At 73.5% G+C, this 20,180-nt stretch carries 21 protein-coding genes, 3 tRNA genes and 1 pseudogene; 11 read left to right on the forward strand and 14 right to left on the reverse strand.

The window, feature by feature from the left end; translation table 11 throughout:
* Positions 1 to 120: 120 nt before the first annotated feature.
* Positions 121 to 1,380: a M6 family metalloprotease domain-containing protein gene (locus GT045_RS17095; RefSeq protein WP_161334701.1), complete on the forward strand. Its 1,260-nt coding sequence runs from the start codon at positions 121 to 123 to the stop codon at positions 1,378 to 1,380.
* Positions 1,381 to 1,671: 291 nt separating this feature from the next.
* Here the strand turns inward: GT045_RS17095 and GT045_RS17100 are convergent.
* The 5 genes from GT045_RS17100 to GT045_RS17120 form a co-directional block, all read right to left on the reverse strand.
* Positions 1,672 to 1,745, reverse strand: a tRNA-Lys gene (locus tag GT045_RS17100).
* The gene (locus GT045_RS17105; RefSeq protein WP_161334702.1) at positions 1,736 to 2,317 is read right to left on the reverse strand and encodes a bifunctional DNA primase/polymerase; all 582 of its coding nucleotides are present in this window, start codon (positions 2,315 to 2,317) and stop codon (positions 1,736 to 1,738) included. Before GT045_RS17105 ends, GT045_RS17100 begins: the two co-directional genes overlap by 10 nt.
* Positions 2,318 to 2,437: 120 nt before the next feature.
* Positions 2,438 to 2,806, reverse strand: a complete 369-nt coding sequence (locus GT045_RS17110; protein WP_161291422.1) for a hypothetical protein — start codon at positions 2,804 to 2,806, stop codon at positions 2,438 to 2,440.
* Between the two features lie 290 nt (positions 2,807 to 3,096).
* The gene (locus GT045_RS17115) at positions 3,097 to 3,828 is read right to left on the reverse strand and encodes an aspartate/glutamate racemase family protein (protein ID WP_161292298.1); all 732 of its coding nucleotides are present in this window, start codon (positions 3,826 to 3,828) and stop codon (positions 3,097 to 3,099) included.
* Positions 3,825 to 4,610 (reverse strand): aspartate/glutamate racemase family protein, encoded by a 786-nt coding sequence (locus GT045_RS17120; RefSeq protein ID WP_161292296.1) that lies wholly within the window; start codon positions 4,608 to 4,610, stop codon positions 3,825 to 3,827. Before GT045_RS17120 ends, GT045_RS17115 begins: the two co-directional genes overlap by 4 nt.
* Before the next feature lie 127 nt (positions 4,611 to 4,737).
* Between GT045_RS17120 and GT045_RS17125 the strand changes: the two genes are divergently transcribed.
* Positions 4,738 to 5,691, forward strand: coding sequence for a D-2-hydroxyacid dehydrogenase (locus GT045_RS17125; protein WP_161292294.1), 954 nt, complete (start codon positions 4,738 to 4,740; stop codon positions 5,689 to 5,691).
* 14 nt (positions 5,692 to 5,705) lie between these two features.
* On the forward strand, positions 5,706 to 7,112 hold the full coding sequence (locus GT045_RS17130; protein ID WP_161334703.1) for an amidase: 1,407 nt from the start codon (positions 5,706 to 5,708) through the stop codon (positions 7,110 to 7,112).
* On the opposite strand, the gene GT045_RS17135 is transcribed toward GT045_RS17130, so the two are convergent.
* The gene (locus GT045_RS17135; protein WP_161292290.1) at positions 7,093 to 7,587 is read right to left on the reverse strand and encodes a DUF3830 family protein; all 495 of its coding nucleotides are present in this window, start codon (positions 7,585 to 7,587) and stop codon (positions 7,093 to 7,095) included. The two genes, GT045_RS17130 and GT045_RS17135, sit on opposite strands and share 20 nt — an antisense overlap.
* Positions 7,588 to 7,634: 47 nt before the next feature.
* Between GT045_RS17135 and ehuB the strand changes: the two genes are divergently transcribed.
* The 6 genes from ehuB to GT045_RS17165 all read left to right on the forward strand — a co-directional run bounded on the left by ehuB (position 7,635) and on the right by GT045_RS17165 (position 11,747).
* Positions 7,635 to 8,558 carry an ectoine/hydroxyectoine ABC transporter substrate-binding protein EhuB gene (gene ehuB, locus GT045_RS17140; RefSeq protein ID WP_202528303.1) on the forward strand — a complete coding sequence of 308 codons (924 nt, stop codon included), beginning with the start codon at positions 7,635 to 7,637 and terminating at the stop codon, positions 8,556 to 8,558.
* A complete protein-coding gene (gene ehuC / locus GT045_RS17145) occupies positions 8,555 to 9,202 on the forward strand; it encodes an ectoine/hydroxyectoine ABC transporter permease subunit EhuC (protein WP_161292288.1) in 648 nt (215 codons plus the stop codon). Before ehuB ends, ehuC begins: the two co-directional genes overlap by 4 nt.
* A complete protein-coding gene (gene ehuD / locus GT045_RS17150; protein WP_161334704.1) occupies positions 9,199 to 9,849 on the forward strand; it encodes an ectoine/hydroxyectoine ABC transporter permease subunit EhuD in 651 nt (216 codons plus the stop codon). The genes ehuC and ehuD overlap by 4 nt, the downstream gene beginning before the upstream one ends.
* A complete protein-coding gene (gene ehuA / locus GT045_RS17155) occupies positions 9,839 to 10,624 on the forward strand; it encodes an ectoine/hydroxyectoine ABC transporter ATP-binding protein EhuA (protein ID WP_161334705.1) in 786 nt (261 codons plus the stop codon). Before ehuD ends, ehuA begins: the two co-directional genes overlap by 11 nt.
* 197 nt (positions 10,625 to 10,821) lie before the next feature.
* Entirely contained in the window at positions 10,822 to 11,574 is a 753-nt protein-coding gene (locus tag GT045_RS17160) for an IclR family transcriptional regulator C-terminal domain-containing protein (RefSeq protein ID WP_161334706.1), read from the forward strand.
* Positions 11,575 to 11,673: 99 nt separating this feature from the next.
* Positions 11,674 to 11,747, forward strand: a tRNA-Lys gene (locus GT045_RS17165).
* On the opposite strand, the pseudogene GT045_RS17170 reads toward GT045_RS17165, so the two are convergent.
* From GT045_RS17170 to GT045_RS17195, 6 genes and pseudogenes are all read right to left on the reverse strand, one after another.
* A pseudogene (locus tag GT045_RS17170) lies at positions 11,713 to 13,372 on the reverse strand (AMP-binding protein). The gene GT045_RS17165 and the pseudogene GT045_RS17170 sit on opposite strands and share 35 nt — an antisense overlap.
* A 40-nt stretch (positions 13,373 to 13,412) precedes the next feature.
* Positions 13,413 to 13,877 carry a DUF3592 domain-containing protein gene (locus GT045_RS17175; RefSeq protein WP_161334724.1) on the reverse strand — a complete coding sequence of 155 codons (465 nt, stop codon included), beginning with the start codon at positions 13,875 to 13,877 and terminating at the stop codon, positions 13,413 to 13,415.
* A 98-nt stretch (positions 13,878 to 13,975) separates the two neighbouring features.
* A complete protein-coding gene (locus GT045_RS17180) occupies positions 13,976 to 14,443 on the reverse strand; it encodes a hypothetical protein (protein ID WP_237538662.1) in 468 nt (155 codons plus the stop codon).
* Positions 14,444 to 14,502: 59 nt separating this feature from the next.
* Complete coding sequence (locus GT045_RS17185) at positions 14,503 to 15,108, reverse strand: lytic polysaccharide monooxygenase (protein ID WP_161287603.1); 606 nt, start codon at positions 15,106 to 15,108, stop codon at positions 14,503 to 14,505.
* A 115-nt stretch (positions 15,109 to 15,223) separates the two neighbouring features.
* Entirely contained in the window at positions 15,224 to 16,366 is a 1,143-nt protein-coding gene (locus GT045_RS17190) for an SPFH domain-containing protein (RefSeq protein WP_161334708.1), read from the reverse strand.
* 96 nt (positions 16,367 to 16,462) lie between these two features.
* On the reverse strand, positions 16,463 to 17,722 hold the full coding sequence (locus GT045_RS17195; RefSeq protein ID WP_161334709.1) for a peptidoglycan-binding protein: 1,260 nt from the start codon (positions 17,720 to 17,722) through the stop codon (positions 16,463 to 16,465).
* Between the two features lie 185 nt (positions 17,723 to 17,907).
* On the opposite strand from GT045_RS17195, the gene GT045_RS17200 reads away from it, so the two are divergent.
* A tRNA-Lys gene (locus GT045_RS17200) sits at positions 17,908 to 17,981 on the forward strand.
* 76 nt (positions 17,982 to 18,057) lie between these two features.
* The gene (locus tag GT045_RS17205) at positions 18,058 to 18,753 is read left to right on the forward strand and encodes a FadR/GntR family transcriptional regulator (protein ID WP_161334710.1); all 696 of its coding nucleotides are present in this window, start codon (positions 18,058 to 18,060) and stop codon (positions 18,751 to 18,753) included.
* Between the two features lie 140 nt (positions 18,754 to 18,893).
* Here the strand turns inward: GT045_RS17205 and GT045_RS17210 are convergent, their stop codons facing one another.
* Together GT045_RS17210 and GT045_RS17215 are read right to left on the reverse strand one after the other, a co-directional pair.
* On the reverse strand, positions 18,894 to 19,556 hold the full coding sequence (locus GT045_RS17210; RefSeq protein WP_161334711.1) for a class F sortase: 663 nt from the start codon (positions 19,554 to 19,556) through the stop codon (positions 18,894 to 18,896).
* Positions 19,557 to 19,562: 6 nt separating this feature from the next.
* Positions 19,563 to 20,138: a hypothetical protein gene (locus GT045_RS17215; RefSeq protein ID WP_161334712.1), complete on the reverse strand. Its 576-nt coding sequence runs from the start codon at positions 20,136 to 20,138 to the stop codon at positions 19,563 to 19,565.
* Positions 20,139 to 20,180: the final 42 nt, after the last annotated feature.

The raw sequence follows: 20,180 nt of genomic DNA on the forward strand, positions 1-20,180 counted from the left end.
GCCGGAGCGCGCCGGCGCCCGAAGGGGGGCGCGCTCACTCTTCCGGTGCAGGCAAACAGGGCATAAACCAATGAATACCAGCAATCTGGTTGCGGATCCCGCGAACCGCAACCGGAGGTCATGTCCGTGCCCAAGCTGCGCAGCACCGCCGCCGTGTTCACCACGATGTCGGCGCTCGCCGCGACCTCGATCCTCAGCGGCCCGTCCGCCGCCGAGCCCTTCTCGACGGCCCCGTGCGCCCTGCACCGCACCGAGGTCCACCATTCGGAGGGCGTGGACGCCTGGAACACCTCGTACACCCGTCCGACCGGCACGCTCGACGCCGTGCTGGTCTTCCTGTCCTTCCCGGACGCCGCCCCGCGCACCACCCCCGCCGAACTGACGGCCGACCACTTCCCGGCCACCAGCACCTTCTACGCGCAGTCCTCCTACGGCAGGTTCACACTGCGCCCGCACCCGCTGAAGCACTGGCTGCGCATGCCGCGCCCGTCGTCGTCGTACGCCATAAGGCGGGACTGGAGCGCCGAGGACCGGGCCGCCTACCTGCGGGACGCGTTCGCCGTGGCGGACAAGGAGGTCGACTTCTCGCGCTACCGGGTCGTGTACTTCGTCGCCGACCCGGACGCGCCCGGGGTGGACTCGGACGCCACCAAGGTGGTGAACCTCGACTCGCCGCAGCGCCTGGACGGCACCGATGTCCGCCGGGTCGTCACGGTGTTCGAGCACCACCCGCCGGACCGGCTCGTCCTCGCCCACGAGACCGGCCACGTCTTCGACCTGCCCGACCTCTACCACCGCCCGGTCGACGGCAAGGGCGACTGGGACACCTACGTCGGCGACTGGGACCTGATGGGCAGCCAGTTCGGCCTCTCGCCGGACCTGTTCGGCTGGCACAAGTGGAAGCTCGGCTGGCTGGATCCGCGCCAGGTGACGTGCGTACGGGGGGCCACGCCGACCCGCCTCACCCTGGAGCCGCTCGCCGCCGGGCCGGGGGTGCCGGTGCAGGGCACGGGGGGCGCGCCGGCCTTCGGTCTCGGCCACGGCACCAAGCTGGCCGTCGTCCGCACGGGCCCGGACAGCGTCCTCGCCTTCGAGGCGCGCGGCGCGGCCGGCGGGGACCACGCGTCCTGCCGGCAGGGGATCCTGGTCTACCGGGTGCGCGGCGGATCCGCGTCCGGCGACGGCCCGGTCCAGGTCGTGGACGCCCACCCGCACACCGAGGCGTGCTGGGAGAACTCGGTCTACCCGCCCCTCGCCGACGCACCGGTCTCCCTCGGGGAGAGCTTCACCGTGCCCGGGGAGGGCGTGAAGGTGGAGGCGGAGGGGCGTACGGCGTCGGGGGCGTGGACGGTGAAGATCACCCCGGGCGCCGACGGCTGACCTCCCGGCCGAGGCCGGACGCTGAGGACCGACGCCCGCCACCGCCCCTCGGCGGCCCGACGCCCACGGTGCCGTCGCACGGCCGTCGCCCACGGTGCCGTCGCACGACCGTCGCCCACGGTGCCGTCACACGGCCGTCGCCCACGGTGCCGTCACACGGCCGTCGCCCACGGTGTCGGCCGGCTGGGGGTGCGGGTGGCGAGCCCCGCGACGCGCGGCGAAGCCGCACGGAAACAGAGATGGCGACCCCTGTCCGCGCTTTCGCGTGAACGTGGATCGCCATCGTCATCGTGCGCCGCCAGGGACTCGAACCCCGGACCCGCTGATTAAGAGTCAGCTGCTCTAACCAACTGAGCTAGCGGCGCCTGCTGACGTCGTAGACCTTAGCATCCTGGTCGGCGGGAGGAAAAATCGAAATCCGTACGGCTGCCCGGGCGGCCCGGACGGCCGCCCAGAGCATGACCTCGGGGCCGGGCAGCCACGGGTGCCGGGTGTCGGGCGCGACCAGCCAGCGGGCGCCGCCGGGGCTGTCGGCGCCGGCGTCGTCGCCGGCCAGGGGCGGGACGGTCACGGCGTCCCCCGTGCCGTGGCACAGCAGTGGCGGCACCTCCTGCGCCCGCTGGCTCCCCCACTCCTCCCAGCCCAGCAGCGAGGGCAGCCGCTGGGCCGTGCCCGGGGCGGCGAAGAACAGCGTCCGGCCCCGGAAGACCGCGACCGGGCCGGATCCCGCCCCCTCGCCCCACAGCCGGTCCAGCATCCTGCGACCGAACACCGCCGGGGCGCTCACCACGTCGAAGACGGTGCCGCAGGGCAGGACGACCGGGGCGTCCGGGCGCTCCCGCCACAGGGCGAGGGTGCTCCGGGGGTGCGTTCCCGCCGAGGCGAGCCAGGCGACGCCGTCGGAGCTGGCACAGGTGACGTTCGGGGCGCTGCTCATGACATCTACATGTACAGGCGGTGAGCGGACCGTTCCCCTGAGTTGCGCAAACGCGGGACAGGAGCGGGCGACGAGGAGTATCTTGCCCGCCTGGCATATGCCCCGGGCTGGCGCACGGCGCTACAGCGGGTCGGCGGACGTCCGCCCCTCCCCCTCGCCGCGCAGCAGGTCCCGCCCGAACTCGACCATCTTCTTCGCGTAGTCCTCGGTCCACTCCGCCCGGTCGGCGATGTCCGCCGGGGTGAGCCGGTCGAACCGGCGCGGGTCGGCCAGTTGGGCCGCCGCCATGGCCTGGTACTCCACGGCGCGGTCGGCCGCCGCGCGGAACGCCTGGGACAGCTCCGTCGCCCGGGCCAGCAGCTCCCGCGGGTCCTCGACCGACTCCAGGTCGAAGAAGTGCTCGGGATCGGAGGCCGCTTCCGCGGGCTCGAAGAGCAGGGGCGCGGGGCGTAGCCGCGGCTGGTCACGACGCGGCGTGGGCTCCGCCATGTCTTCATTCCTCCTCGTACGGTTCGCCGGCACCGCTTTCGGGCGGGCCACCGTCCATTGTCCCGCGCCCGCGCAAGGGGACGTACGGCCGAAGCGGGCAAGGGGACGTACGGCCCGAAGCGGGCGGCCGGGCCGAAGCAGGCGGGCCGGGGCCGAAGCGGCGGGCCGGGACGGGCGGCCCGGCCGGGACGGGTGGCGCGGGACCGGGACGAGCGGCCCGGGGCCGAGGGGAGCGCGGAGCCGAGGGGAGCCCGGGGCCGAGGCGAGCCCGGGGCCGAGGGGCGCCCGGTCTACGCCTGCACCAGGGGCTCGCGGGTGAACAGGGACCCCAGCGTGGGCGCGTTCACCCGCCGGTCGGCGAGCCTGAGCCCCTCCCACACCGTGACCTGGTTGGCCGTGAGCACCGGCTTGGACAGCGCCTTCTCCAGCAGCCCGAGGTGCGCGGCCGTGTGCAGCGCCGTGTCCGGCAGCAGCACGGCCTGTGCGTCGGAGGCGTCCGCGGCCCGGGCCAGCGCCAGCACCTCCTCCTCCCCCCAGGTGCCGACCTCGGCCGCGGTGACGATCCCGGAGGACCGGGTGCCGGCCACCTCCAGGCCGCCGGCCCGCAGGAAGTCGGCGAACAGCGCGGCGACGTCCTCGGGGTAGGTGGCGCCGACGGCGACCCGCCGTACGCCCAGCTCCCGGGCCGCGTGGACGAAGGCGAAGGAGGTCGAGGAGGCCGGCATCCCGGCCAGCCGGGCCAGGGTCCGCACCTGCTCCTGCGCGCCCTCCCAGCCGTGCACGAAGCCGCCGCTGGTGCACGCCCACACCACCGTGTCGGCCCCGGTCAGCCGCAGTCCCTCCACACCCGCGGCGAGCCGCTCGGCCGAGCCCATCTCGCGCAGCGCGTCCACCCGGTGCGCGTCCTCGCCGATGTCGGTGTGGATCAGGTCCAGTCGGATGTCACTGCCCAGGAGCTGCTCGATGCGCGGATAGTCGTCCTCGGCGGAGTGGCCCGGGTAGAGGAATCCGAGTGCGGTCATGTCCAGCCTTCCTGCTGTTCTTCGGGCAGTACGGGCCGTACCCGCGCGGCATCGTCCAGCAGCGCCTGATAGGGCCCCACGGCCCGGGTACCCAGCCGGCGCAGCGCCGCCCACATCGTGACCTGGTTGGCCGAGAGCACCGGCATCCGCAGCTCGGCCTCCAGCTGCGGGATGACGTCGTAGGTGGGGAGGTTGGTGCAGGACAGGAAGAGCGCGTCGGCGGTGCCCGGCCGGGCCGCGCGGCGCGCCATGGCGACGACGTCCCGGTACGGCACCCGCCAGATGTGGCGGGTCAGTCCCATCCAGGCGCAGCCGGTGACCCGGGCGCCGGCCTCGGCGATGTACTCCTGGAGCGCCCGGGTGACGGACACGGTGTACGGGGTGACCAGCGCGACCCGCCGGGCGCCCAGCTCCGCCAGCGCCTCCAGCAGCGCTCCCGAGGTGGTCAGCGCGGGCAGGGCGCCGGCCAGGCTGAGCGCCGCGCACATGGCGCGCTCGCCGGCGACGCCGTCGACGAAGCTGCCGGAGGTGCAGGCGTAGGCGACGACCTGGGGGGAGACGGCGGTCAGGGCCCGGACCGCCTCGCCGAGGGTCTCGTGCTCACTGACCAGCCGGGCCAGGTCCAGGCTCACCTCGACCGGCACGAACGGGGTCCGGGTCAGATGCAGGGAGACGTCGTCGGGCACCCAGCGCCACAGCTCGCGGTCCAGGGCGAAGTCGAAGGGAGCCACCACGCCGACACCGCGCTGGGGGCGGGGACCGCCGAGAAAGGAGACGTCCATGGCTGGCACCGGCCTCACGCTGGGAGACGAGTGGGCAACGGATCGTGGGTACGCCCGTGTTGACGAAGGTAGGTTCGGGTGCGAGCGTGGTCAATCCGCGCATGTCAGACGCCGGGAGTCGCCCCGCATGACGCCGACACCGCCCACTGTCCTGGTCCTCGACGCCGATCCGCCGCCCCGGCTCGGCCGGCTCACCGGCCGTGCGCGGATCGTGCGCACGGACGCGGCGCACCTGGCCGAACGGCTGCCCACCGCGGACGTGCTGCTGGTGTGGGACTTCACCTCGCACGCGGTGCGCCGGGCGTGGCCGGGCGGCGGGCCGAGGCCGCGCTGGGTGCACACGGCGAGCGCGGGCGTGGACCATCTGATGTGCCCGGAGCTGGCCGCCTCGGACACGGTGGTCACCAACGCGCGCGGCATCTTCGACCAGCCGATCGCCGAGTACGTCGCGGCCCTCGTGCTGGCCGTCGCCAAGGACCTGCCGCGCACGCTGGAGTACCAGCGGGAGCGGAGCTGGCGGCACCGGGAGACCCGCCGGGTGGCGGGCACGCGCGCGTGCGTGGTCGGCTCGGGTCCGATCGGCCGGGCGATCGTCCGGGCGCTGAAGGCGCTGGGCGTGACGACGGCGCTGGTCGGGCGGGTGTCGCGGACCGGGGTGCACGGGCCGGCCGACCTGGACCGGCTGATCTCCCGCGCGGACTGGGTGATCGCGGCGGCGCCGCTGACCGAGCAGACGTACCGCATGTTCGACAGCCACCGGTTCGGCGTGATGCAGCCGTCGGCGTTCTTCGTGAACGTCGGCCGGGGCGGCCTGGTCGACGAGGAGGCCCTCGCCCTGGCGCTGACCCGGCGCTGGATCGCGGGTGCGGCCCTGGACGTGTTCGACGCCGAACCCCTGCCGGCCGACAGCCCGTTGTGGGCGCTGCCCGATCTGATCGTGTCCCCGCACATGAGCGGGGACACGGTCGGCTGGCGGGACGAACTGGGCGCTCAGTTCGTGGAGTTGTACGAGCGGTGGGCGGTGGGCAGGTCTCTGCCGAACGTGGTCGACAAGACACGTGGATACGTACCCGGTCACTGACCCCTGGAGGGTGCATGCAGCTCACCGACCTGACCGCCGGCCGGCTCCTCGACGGTTACCGCAAGGGCGAGTTCAGCCCGGTGGAGGTGACCGAGCAGGCGCTGGAGCGGGCTCGGGAGAGCCGGCCGGAGGTGAACGCGTTCGTGCGGCTCACCGAGGAGGACGCGCTCGCCCGGGCCCGGGAGTCGCAGGCGCGCTGGCGGCGCGGTGAGCCGGCCGGACTGGTCGACGGGGTGCCGGTGACGGTCAAGGACATCCTGCTGCTGCGCGGCCACCCCACCCTGCGCGGCTCCACCACCGTTTCCGAGCAGGGCGACTGGGACGAGGACGCGCCCCCGGTGGCCCGGCTGCGCGAGCACGGGGCGGTGTTCCTCGGCAAGACGACGACGCCCGAGTACGGCTGGAAGGGCGTCACCGACTCCCCGCTGACCGGCGTCACCCGCAACCCGCACGACCCCACCCGTACCGCGGGCGGCTCCAGCGGCGGCAGCGCGGCGGCCGTGGCCCTCGGCGCGGGCCCGCTGTCGCTGGGCACGGACGGCGGCGGCAGCATCCGCATCCCGGCGGCGTTCTGCGGGGTGTTCGGGCTGAAGCCGACGTACGGCAGGGTGCCGCTGTATCCGGCGAGCGCGTTCGGCACGCTGTCGCACACGGGCCCGATGACCCGGGACGCGGCGGACGCCGCTCTGCTGCTGGACGTGATCGGCACGCCCGACCCGCGGGACTGGTCGGCGCTGCCGGCCGCGCCTGGCTCCTTCACCGAGGCGTTGCGGGGCGGGGTGCGGGGGCTGCGGGTGGCGTACTCGCCGTCGCTCGGCGGCCAGGTGGCGGTCCGGCCGGCGGTGGCCGCGGCGGTACGGCGGGCGGTGACCGCCCTCGCCGGTCTCGGGGCCTACGTCGAGGAGGCCGACCCCGACTTCAGCGACCCGGTGGAGGCGTTCCACACCCTGTGGTTCACCGGCGCGGCCCGGCTGACCCAGGGCTTCCCGGCGCACCGCCGGCAGCGGCTGGATCCGGGTCTGCGGGAGATCTGCGCGCAGGGCGCCCGGATGAGCGCGCTGGACTACCTGGCCGCGGTGGACGTCCGGATGCGCCTCGGGCGGCGGATGGGACTCTTCCACGAGCGGTACGACCTGCTGGTGACGCCGACGGTGCCGGTGACGGCGTTCGAGGCGGGCCGGGAGGTGCCGGCGGGGTCCGCGCACCGGCGCTGGACGGGGTGGACGCCGTTCACGTACCCCTTCAACCTGACCCAGCAGCCGGCGGCGAGCGTCCCCGTGGGGCTGGACGGGGAGGGGCTGCCGGTGGGCATGCAGATCGTCGCCGCCCGGCACCGGGACGACCTGGTGCTGCGGGCGGCGCACGCCCTGTACGAGACCGGCCTGCCCCTGACCGGGACGGTCAGGCCCGCCGGAAGCTGAGCCGCTCGCCCGCCGCCCCCGTCCGCCACAGGTCGTTGCACGCCTCGGCCATCCGGTCGAGGCCGTCGGTGACCTGACCCCAGACGATGCCCGGCACCCAGCCGACGTCGCCGTTGAGGAGCAGGTTGTTGCGCTCGTAGAACAGGGCGAGGTCGACCACCGTGGCGCTCGGGCGGACCTCGCGGTCGTAGCCGTAGGCGGGTGAGCCCAGTTCGGTGCCGGTGAAGGAGAAGTAACAGAGATCGCCGGGAATCGGAGTGACCGTCGGGTTCTCCAGTGGGGGTTCCGTGGAGGCGAACGGCGGGAAGAGGGCGTAGATCTCGTTGCGCGCGTACTTGGCGTGGTAGACGTCCCCCGAGAGCGGCAGTGCCTCCCACACTGCCGCGCAGGTCAGGGGCGCGCGGTCGTCCAGCAGTCGTACCGTGCAGTGCGCGTCCCGCAGTTCGAGCGAGACGGTGACGAATCGATCGGCCATGACAACCAGGGTGCATAGCCCGGATGCGCTTGGGTAGCCGCGCGGCCATGGCTCCACCACTTGGGAACGACCTGCACACGGTACGGACGGAACACAGACACACCCGGCGCTCGCTGCTCGCGGGTCTCGCCGCGTTCGGCGCCGCGGGCGCGCTGGGCGCCACGGGCTGCACGCGGGTGGCGTCGTCCGGCAAGAACGGCGGCGACCTGCTGGACCGGCTGCGTGCCCAGGGTGTCGTACGCCTCGGGATCGCAGGTGAGATTCCCTTCGGCTACATCGACAGGGACGGGAACCTGACCGGGGAGGCGCCCGAGCTGGCGAGGGTGATCTTCAAGCGGCTGGGGGTGGACCGGGTCCAGCCGGTGCCGACCGAGTTCGGCTCGCTGATCCCGGGCCTGAACGCGCAGCAGTTCGACGTGGTGGCAGCGGGGATGTACGTCACCCCGGACCGCTGCGAGCAGGTGATCTTCGCGGATCCCGACTACCGGATGCCCGACGCCTTCGTCGTCCGCAAGGGCAACCCGCTGGGGCTGCACACCTACGCGGACGCGCTACGCCGGCACGCCAAGATCGCCACCGGTACGGGGTACGCGCAGATCCAGCACGCCGTGGAGGCGGGCTTCAAGGAGAGCGACCTCGTCATCGTCCCCGACCAGGTCGCCGGGCTGAACGCGGTGGAGTCGGGGCGGGTCGACCTGTTCACGGGCACCGCCGTCACCGTCCGGCTCGTCGCGCGGGGTTCCGCCAAGGCCGAGTCGACCAAGCCGTTCGTGGCGCTCGTCGACGGCAAACCGAAGGCGGACGGCGGCGCGTTCGCGTTCCGGCCGACGGAGACCCGGCTCAGGGACGCCTTCAACGCCGAGCTGCACAAGCTGCGCCGCAGCGGGGAGCTGTACCGGATCGTCCGGCCCTTCGGTTTCACCCGGGCCGAGATGACGACCCTGACCGCGAAGGAGTTGTGCGGCTCATGACCCGGGGACTCTGGGCCCATGTCCTGCAGGGCATAGGCACCACACTCCAACTACTGGTGTACAGCGCGCTGCTCGCCGTCGCCGTGTCCTTCGTCGCCGGTGCCGCGCGCACCCACCGGTCCCGGCTGGTCCGCTTCGTCGCGGCCTTCTACACCGAGGTGTTCCGCGGCATCTCGGCGCTGGTGATGATCTTCTGGGTGTTCTTCGTGCTGCCGGTCGCCTTCGGCTGGCAGCTGGTGCCGATGTGGGCCGGCACGCTCGCGCTGGGCCTCACCTACGGTGCCTACGGCGCGGAGATCGTGCGCGGCGCCCTGAAGGCGGTGGACCCGGCACAGCGGGAGGGCGGCATCGCGCTCGGCTTCTCGCCCTTCCAGCGGCTGCGGCTGATCCTGCTGCCGCAGGCGGTGCCGGAGATGATCCCGTCCTTCTCGAACCTGCTGGTGGAGCTGCTCAAGGGCACCGCGCTGGTGTCCATCACGGGCATGGGTGACCTGGCGTTCAGCGGCAACCTGGTGCGCCTGGCCCTCCAGAAGAGCGGCGAGATCTACTCGTACCTGCTGCTGATCTATTTCGTGATCGCGTTCGCGCTCACCCGCGGCATGCGGGGCCTGGAGCGCCGGCTGAAGGCAGGGGTGGCCCGATGACCTGGGACTGGGGAGCCGTCACCGACTTCATGCCCTACTTCTGGAAGGGCCTGGTCGTCACCCTGGAGGCGCTGGCCCTGGGGTCGCTGATCGCGTTCGCGCTGGGACTGGTGTGGACCCTGCTGATGCGCGCACCCACCCGGTGGGTGCGCTGGCCGGTGGGGGTCTTCACGGAGTTCGTGCGGGACACCCCGCTGCTGGTGCAGCTGTTCTTCCTGTTCTACGTGCTGCCCGAGGCGGGGGTGACCCTGTCCCCGCTGGCCACCGGTGTCATCGGGCTCGGGCTGCACTACTCGACGTACACGATGCAGGTCTACCGGGCCGGTATAGAGGCGGTGCCGGCGGGCCAGTGGGAGGCCGCAACCGCGCTGAGCCTGCCGACGGGGCGCACCTGGACGGCGGTGATCCTGCCGCAGGCGCTGCGCCGGGTGGTGCCGCCGCTCGGCAACTACGTCATCTCGATGCTGAAGGACACGCCGTTGCTGATGACGATCGGCGTGCTGGAGATGCTGGGCCGCGCGCGGCTCGTCTCCCAGCAGCACTTCCAGTTCACCGAGCCCCTGACGGTGATCGGGGTCGCCTTCATCGTCGTCTCGTACCTGGCCTCCCTTCTTCTGCGCACCCTGGAGCGACGTCTTGTCCGTTGAGACCAGCAAGCAGCCGGCCGTGTCCGGCACCGCTTCGCCGACCGAGCTGATACGCCTGGAGGGCGTGACCAAGCGGTTCGGCGACAACACCGTCCTCGACGGCCTCGACCTGTCGGTGGACACCGGCCGGCACGTCACCCTGATCGGGCCGTCCGGCTCCGGCAAGACCACGATCCTGCGGCTGCTGATGACCCTGGCCAAGCCGGACGCGGGCACGATCACCGTGGACGGGCAGCGGCTGTTCCCGGCGCCGGAGAAGGAGGTCCGGGAGGTCCGCAAGAAGATCGGGATGGTGTTCCAGCAGTTCAACCTGTTCCCGAACATGTCGGTGCTGCGCAACCTCACCGAGGCCCCGGTGCGCGTGCTCGGCCTGTCGAAGGACGAGGCGGAGGAGCGGGCCCGGGAGCTGCTGGACCTGGTGGGCCTGGCCGACAAGTGCGACGCCCGGCCGACCCGGCTGTCCGGCGGCCAGCAGCAGCGGGTGGCCGTCGCCCGGGCGCTGGCGATGCGGCCCCAGGTGCTGCTGCTGGACGAGGTGACCTCCGCGCTCGACCCGGAGCTGGTCGCCGGCGTGCTGGACCTGCTCCGGGACATCGCGCGCAGCACCGACATCACGATGCTGTGCGTGACCCACGAGATGGGTTTCGCCCGGGACATCTCCGACCAGGTGCTGATGTTCGACGCGGGACGGGTCATCGAGGCGGGGCCGCCGGAGAAGATCTTCGGTGATCCGGAGCAGGAGCGCACCCGGGACTTCATCAGCGCCGTGCTGTGATCGCTCCGGCGGGCCGGAGGGGAAGGGCCGAGGTCCGGCCGCTGGCTCATGCCTCTGGCATGTGCCAGCGGATCTCCGCCGCAGTTGGGGGCCGAGTGCGCGGTGCGTAATCTCGCCTTCCCCCTGCCTCCGGCACCTTCCCGGCGGCTATCGTGGAGAGGATCCGCCGACCCGGATCGCGGCCGAGGGGGACCTGCATGAGGATCGAGCCGACCGCCCCGTACCACTCCGCCCAGGACGCGCTGCGCGTGCTGGAGACCGTGGCCCGGCACTCCGCCGGCGTCACCGTCACCGAGCTGGCCCGCCGTACCGGTCTCGGCCCCGAGCGCCTCACCGCCCTGCTGCTGATGCTGCGCCGCGAGGGCTACGTCGAGCAGATTACCGACGGGGCGTACGTCACCGGCGACACCCTGCGCCGGCTCACCTCGGCGCACGACCGGGAGCGGGCGCTGCGCGACAAGCTCCAGCAGACCCTGGACCGGCTGCGCGACTCCGTCGGCGCGGCCGTCTACATGAGCCGGTACGTCGACGGCGAGGTCCGGGTCACCCAGTACGCCGCCGGTCCGGCCACCCCGGCGGTCAACGAGTGGGTGGACTTCCGCTGCTCCGCCCACGCCACGGCGGTCGGCAAGAGCCTGCTGACCCAGCTGGACCACAACGGCCGCCGCGACCACCTCGCCCGGCACAAGATGGCCCGCCTCACCTCGCGCACCATCACCAGCGACAAGCTGCTGCTGTCCCGCCTGGAGTCGCAGCCGCCGACGGTGCCGGTGCTCGACCTGCAGGAGTACGCGGTGGGTACCGTCTGCGCGGCCGTACCGATCACCGCGGGCTCCTCGGTCGGCTGCCTCGCCCTGTCCCTGCCGGTGGCGGACGCGCACCGGCTGAAGCAGGCCGCGGACACGCTGAACCGCAGCGCGGCGCCGGTCCTGCTGTCGCTGACGCTGTAGGCGCCACCCGGAGGGTGGTCACGAGCACCCCGTGGGACCAGGTAGTATTTTCTTCGTCGCCAGCCGCGGAAGCGAAAAGCCGCGGTCGGCGAGAGTCATGCGCCGCTAGCTCAGTTGGTTAGAGCAGCTGACTCTTAATCAGCGGGTCCGGGGTTCGAGTCCCTGGCGGCGCACGTGATCGAAGGGCCTCCTCGCCTCAGCGAGGGGGCCCTTCGGCGTCCCCGGGGGTCAGCCTCCGGTACCCCTCCTCCCCCGGTGGCCGCCACCACACCGGGTCCGCGCACGCGATGCCCTCCCGCCGCAGCCGTGCCCGCTCGATCTTGTTCGTCGCCGTCACCGGCATGCGTTCCACCACCCGCACGAACCGGGGCGCCATCTTCGTCCCCAGATCCGGCTGGGCCCGCAGGAACGCGGCGAACTCGGCCGGGTCGAAGCTCCCGGCGACGGTGGCCATGACCTGGTCGCCGGTGACCGGGTCCGGCACCCCGTAGACGGCGACGGCGTCCGCGCCCGGGTACCGGGCGACGATGTTCTCGATCATCGCGGCGGCCAGGTTCTCGCCGTCGACGCGGATCCGGTCGTCCGCGCGGCCGGCGAAGTAGAGGTAGCCGCCGGTGTCGCGGTAGAAGAGGTCGCCCGTCCAGTACGCCCCCGCCCGGCGCCGTTCCGCCTCGGCGGCCGGGTTGCGCCAGTAGCCCTCGAAGGGGTTCGGGCCGCGGTTGACCAGTTCCCCGATCGCCTCCCGGCCGTTCAGCAGCCGTCCGGCGCCGTCGAAGCGGGCCCGCGGGCACTCCCGGCCGGTGGCCGGGTCCAGCACCGCGAGACCGGGCCCGGCCGGACCCACCGCACCCGGAGGCGTCCCGGGCGTCCACCGGACGGCCGCCCCGCCCTCGGAGGAGCCGTACCCCTCCTCCAGCCGCACCCCGAACCGCCGCTCGAACGCCGCCGCGTCCGCCGCGCCGGCCTCCGTCCCGAAGCCGAGGCGCAGCGGATTGTCCTGGTCGTCGGGGCGTGGCTCGGTGGCCAGGACGTACTGCACGGCCCGGCCCACGTAGGTGAAGTAGGTCGCGCCGTAGCGGCGTACGTCGGGCAGGAAGCCGGAGGCCGAGAAGCGCCGGCGCAGTGCCACCCCGGCGCCGGCCGCCAGCGCCGGCGCCCAGCCGGCGATGACCGCGTTGCCGTGGAACATCGGCATGCAGACGTAGTGCACGTCGTCCGCGCCCGTCCCGAACTGCCGGACGAGGGCCTGCCCGGCCGCCGCCAGCCGGCCCTGGGAGCAGAGCGCGGCCTTGGGGGCGCCGGTGGACCCGGAGGTGAAGTACAGCAGCAGCCGGTCGGCCGGGGCCGCCCGGGACGGGTCGGGCACGGCGCCGGAGTAGGGCGCGAGGAGGGTGCCGTACTCCGGGGTGTCCGTGACGAGCAGCCGCACGCCGGGCAGGGCGAGCCCGGTCAGCAGCGGCAGGTGGGCCCGCTCGGTGACAAGGACGGGGCATTCGGTGTGCCGGATGTCCCGGGCCAGTTCGGGGCCCCGGCGGGTGGGGTTGATCCCGGCGACGGCCGCGCCGGCGAGGGCCGCGGCGCCGAGCCAGAGCGGGAACTCCTCGGTGTTGTCGAGGAGCACCCCTACGTGCGGTACGGCGCCGGGCGGGAGCAGGTCGGTCAGCAGCGCGGCCCGGGCGGCGGCGCCGGCGGCCGCCTCGTGGTGCGTCAGCATCCGGTCCTCGCACCACAGCCCGGGCCGGTGGTCGTCCCAGCGTGCCGCGACCAGCGCGGCCACCGTGCGCGGTGTCGCCTCCATAAGTGTGCACGGTAACTGACGGTGCGTCAGATAGGGAGGGTCACGGCAGCAGGCCGTCCGACTCGGCGAAGATGCCGTGGGCGAGGATGATGAAGCCGACGCAGACGGCACCGGCCACGCCGAGGAAGAGCAGTCCGCAGCCCGCCTCGCCGACGAGCCTGCCGGGCGCCGGCGGCCGGGCGGTGGCCCGCTCGGGGCACTCCGGGAGGTAGCGCACGGTCGTGATGTCGCCCTCCAGGACGGTCGCCGGGCCGCCCTCCTCCTCGAAGCGGACGGTACGGCCGTCGCGGGCACAGAACTCGTAGACGTGGTGCAAGCTCGTGTGCACGGACGTGTCGCCGCCGCCCCCGCTGGTCGTCGTGTACGTGCGCAGGCAGCGCGCTTCGGCGGTCAGGCCGTGCGACCAGGTCCGGCCGATCCGGCGCGCGCGGCGGACCAGCCGGTACGCGGCGAACGCCAGAGCCGCGAGCACGAGCCCGGGCACGACGTAGAAGCAGAGCTCGATCATGAGGTCCCCCCGAGGTCCCACGCCCGCCCCGCTGGGCCGGCGTGCGAGGAACGTACCCGGCCGGCGGGGGGACCGACCTCAAGGGAAGCTCAGTATCAGAACCGGGACAGTTCGACCCACTCGTGCACGAGGTAGATCGCGCAGCCGGCGATCACCGTCAGCCAGACGGCCGCCGCGGCCACGTCCTTGCCGGGCTGCGGCTCGGCGGCGGTGGCCCGGTCCGGCTCGTGCGGGGCGTAGTGGACGCGGACCGAGTCGCCCACGGCGCGCTCCCGCGGGCCGCCGGCCTCCTTGAAGCGGACGGCGCCGCCGCTGAGGGTGGTGAAGTCGTACTCGTGCCACTGGACGCGCCGGACCGCGTTGTTGACCACCTGGGTGGTCACCCACGCCCGCACGACACGGGCCTGCGCGGTCAGCCCGCTCTCCCACGCCGAGCGCCGCTGCCGCGTCCGGCGGACGATGGCGAAGGCGGCCCAGGACAGGCCGGCGAGCAGGCCCAGCATGGATATGTCGAACAGGGCGTCCACAGCGCTGTACCCCCGTACGTCGGTTGCGGGATCCATACGTGCGCCGGCTGCCGGAAGACCCGGCACCGGCGCACGCGGACCCTACACCGAGGGGGTCAGAAGGTGACGTCCGAGCAGGCGTAGAACGCGTTGCCCGTGTCGGCGACCGTCCACACCGCGAGGATGACGTGGTGCCCGCTCAGGCCGGACGGCAGCGTGCCGCTGTGGCTGAGCGTGGCCGGCGGGCGCTGGCCGTTGTACGGCACCGTCAGGAACGGGGTGAGGTTGAGGTCCGAGCGGGAGAGGTTGTGGTTCTGGTTCCAGCCCGGCTTGGTCACGTAGTACCTGAAGTCCGTCGTGGCGTGCATGGCGGTGAACTGCCAGCGGAAGGTGTAGGACTGACCACCCGTCACCTTCGTGGTGGGCCATGCCGCGCCGGACGGCGTCTTGGGCGCGCTGAGCTGGGCGAACTGGCTCAGTCCGCCGTTGCAGATCTGACCGTCGGCGGGCCCGGCGGCCGGGAAGCCCTTGGGGCCCTCGACGCTCTGCGGTTCCCACTGGATCTGGCCGCAGTTCGCCACGGTGCCGTTCTGACAGAGCTTCTGCCTGCTGATGGGGAGGTCGGTGTAGCCGTGGCCGCTGGCGCCGCCGGTGGAGAGCGCGAACGCTCCGGCGGTGACCGCGCCCAGCACGACCGCGGACACTTTGGTCTTGGTGCGCATGCTGCCGCTCCTGGGGAGAACGTGGGGAGTTCGGTGAGCCGTGCAGGTAGGTCTAGACCAAGTCCCAGATTATTGCCGCGTGTTGAACATGTCCATACCAATCACGAGACTTGGACTAGACCGGCTCCCCACGGCCCGAGCAGAACGCCACCGTCAGGTCCCGGACCAGCACCTTGCGCTCGTAGTCGTCCAGTTCGACCAGGCCGCGCATGGTCAGCCGGGTGACCGTGTCCTCCACCGAGTCCACCACCGAGGTGAGCATGGTGGCCCGCTGCCGGGCGTCCAGCGCGGCGATCCGGCGCCGGTGCATGGCGCCGGCCACCTCGGGGGCGTAGTCCACCCGGACCGGCTGCACCGAGAACACCTCCAGGCCCACCGGCGCGGTCTCCGTCGCCACCAGCCGGGTCAGCGCGTCCCCCGCCGCCGTCGCCCCGCCCCGCGTCCCGCCCGCCGGCTCCACCGGCACCCTCGCCAGCGCCGCCTCCACGCACTCCCGCAGATACGTCTCGTGGTCCTCGACACCGAGCAGGGCCCGCGCGGTGTCCCGCACCCGCCACACCACCAGCAGCACCACCCGCAGCGCCATCCCGTCGGGATCCGCCGCAGGCATCGCCTCGCTGCGCCAGTGCCGCAGCCGCACGTCCGCCCGGCGGCGCAGCACCAGCGGATTCACCCACAGCAGCCCGGCGCGCCGGACCGTCCCCCGGTACCGCCCGAACAGGCCCAGCACCCAGGCCCGTCCGGTCCGCCCCCGGGCCAGCCCGCCGAAGCCGAACGCGCCGAGCAGGCCGGCTCCGGTGTACGCGGCCCACTGCGCGGGACCGAGGCCGCCGCCCGGGTGGGCGGGCAGCCCCAGCGCCTGGGCGGCGAGCGGCGGGAGCAGCCCCGCCCACCAGGTGGTGGCCAGGCAGCCGGTGAGCCCGCAGGCACCGGCGAGCAGCCCGGCCGCCCCCGGCAGCACCCGCGCGGGCCGTTCCACCAGCTCCGGGTCGACCTCCGGCAGCGGCCTGCGGCGCACCGCCACCGGCTGACGCTGCCGGGGCTGCTCGCCGGTGCCCTGCCGACGGGCCACCACGGCCGGCCTGAGCGGCACCTGTACCGGGTCGGGATCGTCCCGGAACAGCAGGTGGACGGGGATCTCGGTGGTGGCCTCGTTCTGGATCAGACGGGCCTGCCGGGTGCCGGTGCCGGCACCGGCACCGGCGCCGTCCGACTGCCCCTCGGATTCGGGCGGTGTGTGGGATGTGGTCGTACTCATGCGTGCTCCAGCCTCCGCGCCAGACGCGTCATGAACAGGGGTCGGATGGACGGGGACGGTCCGGGGCCGGACCGGGCGGCCGGCCCCGGAGCGGGATCAGGCGAACAGGCGGCGCCAGGTCTCCGGGCCGGGGTAGCCGTCCGCCGCGCCGCCCCGCCAGCCCTGGGTGCGCTGGAACGCCTCGACGGCCCGCCGGTCCGACTCGCCCCACACCGGCCCCGGCCCGTCCGCGTAGAACCGGCCGAACCCCTTCTTCACCAGCTGGGCGCCGAGCCGGGTGACGTGGTCGTTGACCGCGCCCGGCCGGAAGTACTGCCGGCCGGGGTAACCGGGCACCCCGTGCGAGGCGGGGCCGGCCGGGCCGATGGCCTTGCCCTGGCCCGTGGCCAGCAGGTCCCAGGTGCGCCGGCCGGGCAGCCCGTCGGCGTCGGCACCCGTCCAGCCCTGCGCCCGCTGGAACGCCTGGGTGGCGCGCCGGTCCGTCTCGCCCCAGACCGGCCCCGGGCCGTGGGGGTAGTAGGCGCCCGCACCCCTGGCGATCAGCATCTGGCCGAGCCGGGTCACGTGACTGTTGTCGGCGCCGGGGCCGAAGTAGGCGGCGCCGGGGTAGGGCTCCGACGCCTTCGCGCCGGCCGCGCTCTGGGGCAGGCCCTTGTACCGGTAGGGGACGTACTTGCTGGTGTTGCTCCAGTAGGGATAGGGGGTGGTCTGGCTGCGGGTGTGCGGGGGTGTCTGCTCGTAGACCTTGTAGTAGGTGTGCGTGTGGTCCGTCCAGCCACCGAAGATCACGACATGGGAGCCCTTCTCGGGGTTGTCGGGGTTGTGGTAGAGCAGGATGTCGCCGGGCTGCAGCTCCTCCTTGCCGATCTTCGTCCCGAACTGGTCGAGGCTGCCCGTCCACTCGTTGTTCGGCAGGCCCCAGGCCATCGAGACGTAGCCCGAGCAGTCCTGGCGGTAGCCGTCGGACCAGAACGCGGTCATGCTGTACGGCACTTTGGCGGCCACCCAGACCTTGGCCCGGTTGATGATGTCGGTCCGGGTGGTGGCGGGGATGGGGACGGCGGGGACCCCCACCGGCCCTCCGACGGGACCGTGCAGCGGGGCCTTCTTGCCCTGCGGGGTCTCGGGCTCGCCGTCGCCGGGCAGGGCCTGGCGGTGCGGGGAGTGGCCGGGGGTGACGGCGGCGGCCGGGGAGACCGTGCCGAGGGCGGCGGAGGCGGCGGCCAGGACCACCACCGTGCGGGCCGCACGGTGGCGGCCGGACAGCGGGCGAGGCGCCGGCCGCCGGCCGTGGACACATCCGGGACAGTCGCAGTCGCTCGCGGGGTCGACTTCCTCGAACACCGGAACGGTCATGCGATCTGCCTCACATTCAGGGGTGATTTGTCCGCGTGTGTGCACGTTGATCAGTTTCCCAACCGCGTTCGCAACGCGCATTTTGACGGTCCGAACGATGTACGCGGCCCCCGTCCGGCGGTCAGGACAGCCGGCGGTGGTCGGGAGCACCCCCGGAGGTCGGGTAGAGTTTTCTCTGTCAGCAGGCGCCGCTAGCTCAGTTGGTTAGAGCAGCTGACTCTTAATCAGCGGGTCCGGGGTTCGAGTCCCTGGCGGCGCACCGACCGGAAAGCCCCTCGCGGAAGCGGGGGGCTTTTCGTCTGCCCCTCCCCCGAATGGCCGGTTACCCTCTGGCCATGGCAGCCCGGGACCTTCAGGAGCGGATCAAGAAGCTGATCGTGGACCAGCGGCTGCCTTCGGGCGCCCCGCTGCCCACCGAGCCCGAGCTGATGCGGCTGCTGGGGGCCAGCCGGAACTCGGTGCGGGAATCCCTGAAGGCGCTCCAGGCGATGGGGATCGTGGAGATCCGGCACGGGTTCGGGACGTACGTCGGCTCGATGTCGTTCGCACCGATGATCGAGGGCCTGGCCTTCCGCACCGTCGCCGGCCACTGCCGTGGTGAGGACTCGCTGCTCCAGCTGCTGGAGCTGCGCGAGGCGATGGAGACCGGGCTGGTGTCCCGGCTGGCCGGGCGGCTGCCGGAGGCGGACCTCGTGGAGCTGGAGGCGCTCGTGCGGCGCATGGAGCGGGAGGCCGCCGAGGGGACCGGGCTCGCCGAGACCGACCGCGCCTTTCACGCCACCCTCTACCGGGGACTCGACAACGTACTGCTGGGCGAGGTGCTGGAGGCGTTCTGGGAAGCCTTCCACCGGGTGCAGCGGGACCTGGTGGACGCGCCGCAGGACCCTAGGGTCACCTGCCGCCAGCACCGGGAGATCCTGGACGCCGTCCGCTCCGGCGACTCCCTGCGGGCCGAGCGGGCCATAAGGGAGCACTTCGGCGGCGTCCGCACCCGGCTGACCCTGACCCGGCCGGCCGTGTCCCCCCGCTGACCCTGACCCGGCCGGCCGTGTCCCACCGCTGACCCTGACCCGGCCGGCCGTGTCCTACCGCTGACCCGCCGCTCGGACGCTCAGCCGGTCGTCCCCATGAGCGCGGACGCTCAGCCGGTCGTCCCCGTGAGCGCGGACGCTCAGCCGGTCGTCCCCGTGAGGTACGACGAGACGACCACGTTCGCCGTGTAGCTGCGGGTGGCCCGGTCGAAGGTGCCGCCGCAGGTGATCAGCCGGAGTTCGGCCCGGCCGGGCTCACGGGGGCCGTAGGCCAGCCGGGCGTCGAAGCCCTCGCGGGGCAGCACCCGCACGTCGTCGACGGTGAACTCGGCGACCTTCCCGTCCGCCCGGAACACCCGGACGCGCCGGCCCGGCTTGAGGGTGCTGAGCTGGTAGAACACGGCCGGCCGGGTCTCGGTGTCGACGTGCCCGACCAGCACGGCCGCCCCGGCGGCGCCGGGCCCCGGGCCGGCGCCGTACCAGCCGACGACGCCCGGCTGGTCGTAGGGCGGCGGGTCGACCGCGCCCTGGGCGTCCAGGCCGCGGGCCACCACCGGCGCCTGGATGCCCAGGGCGGGGATGTCGACGCGCTGGGGCACGGCGTCGCCGAGGGGGCGCTCCGCGCGCGGCAGCCCGGCGAGCCCGCCGACGGCGAGGACGTCGCCCGTGGCGGGGCGGGCCGGAGTGCCGCCGTCGGTCACCCCGCGGCCCCACAGCCACAGCCCGAACAGCAGCACCGCCCAGGCCAGGCCGGTGACCAGCCGCCCCGCGCCGCCGGTACGCCCCTGGTCGTCGTCGGACATCGGCGGTCAGCCGGTACCGCGGCTCCGGCGGGCGCGGAGCCCGACGGCGACCGCGGCGATCCCGGCGAGGGCCAGCCCGGTCACCGCCTGGCCGGTGTCGGGACCTGAGCCGCTGGTGGCCACCGTGGCGAAGTGCGCCGTGCCGCCGCCGCCCGCGGGGACCGGGGCGACCGGCGAGGCGGAGGAACCGAACGGGCCGACGGGCTCCGCCGGCCCTGCACCGTCCGTCCCGCCGACCGTGAGGGCACCGGTGATCGTCCGGTCCGAGCAGGTGACCTTCACCGTGTAGGCGCCCGGCTCCAGGTCGGTACGGACCCGGGTCTCGCCGCTCATCACGCCCTGGGCACGGTTCAGGATGCCCTCGGCGCCGGTCAGCCGGGCGTCGGACACGAAGGCGGACGAGGTGGCGGTGCCCTGCTCACCGGAGCAGCCGCCGACCCGCAGGGCGACGTCGGTGCCCGGTGCCGGGGAGGCGGGGGTCACGGTGACCGAGCCGCCGTCCGCCGCGTGGGCGGGAGCGGCCGCGCAGACCGCGGCGGCGGCGAGGGTTGCCGTACAGAGAGTGAGGCGTAGTGAGCCCATCGTGAACCTCCAGTTACCAGGAGGCTCCCCCGGCCGGGGCGC

The sequence above is a fragment of the Streptomyces sp. SID486 genome, assembly GCF_009865385.1.
GTDB lineage: Bacteria > Actinomycetota > Actinomycetes > Streptomycetales > Streptomycetaceae > Streptomyces.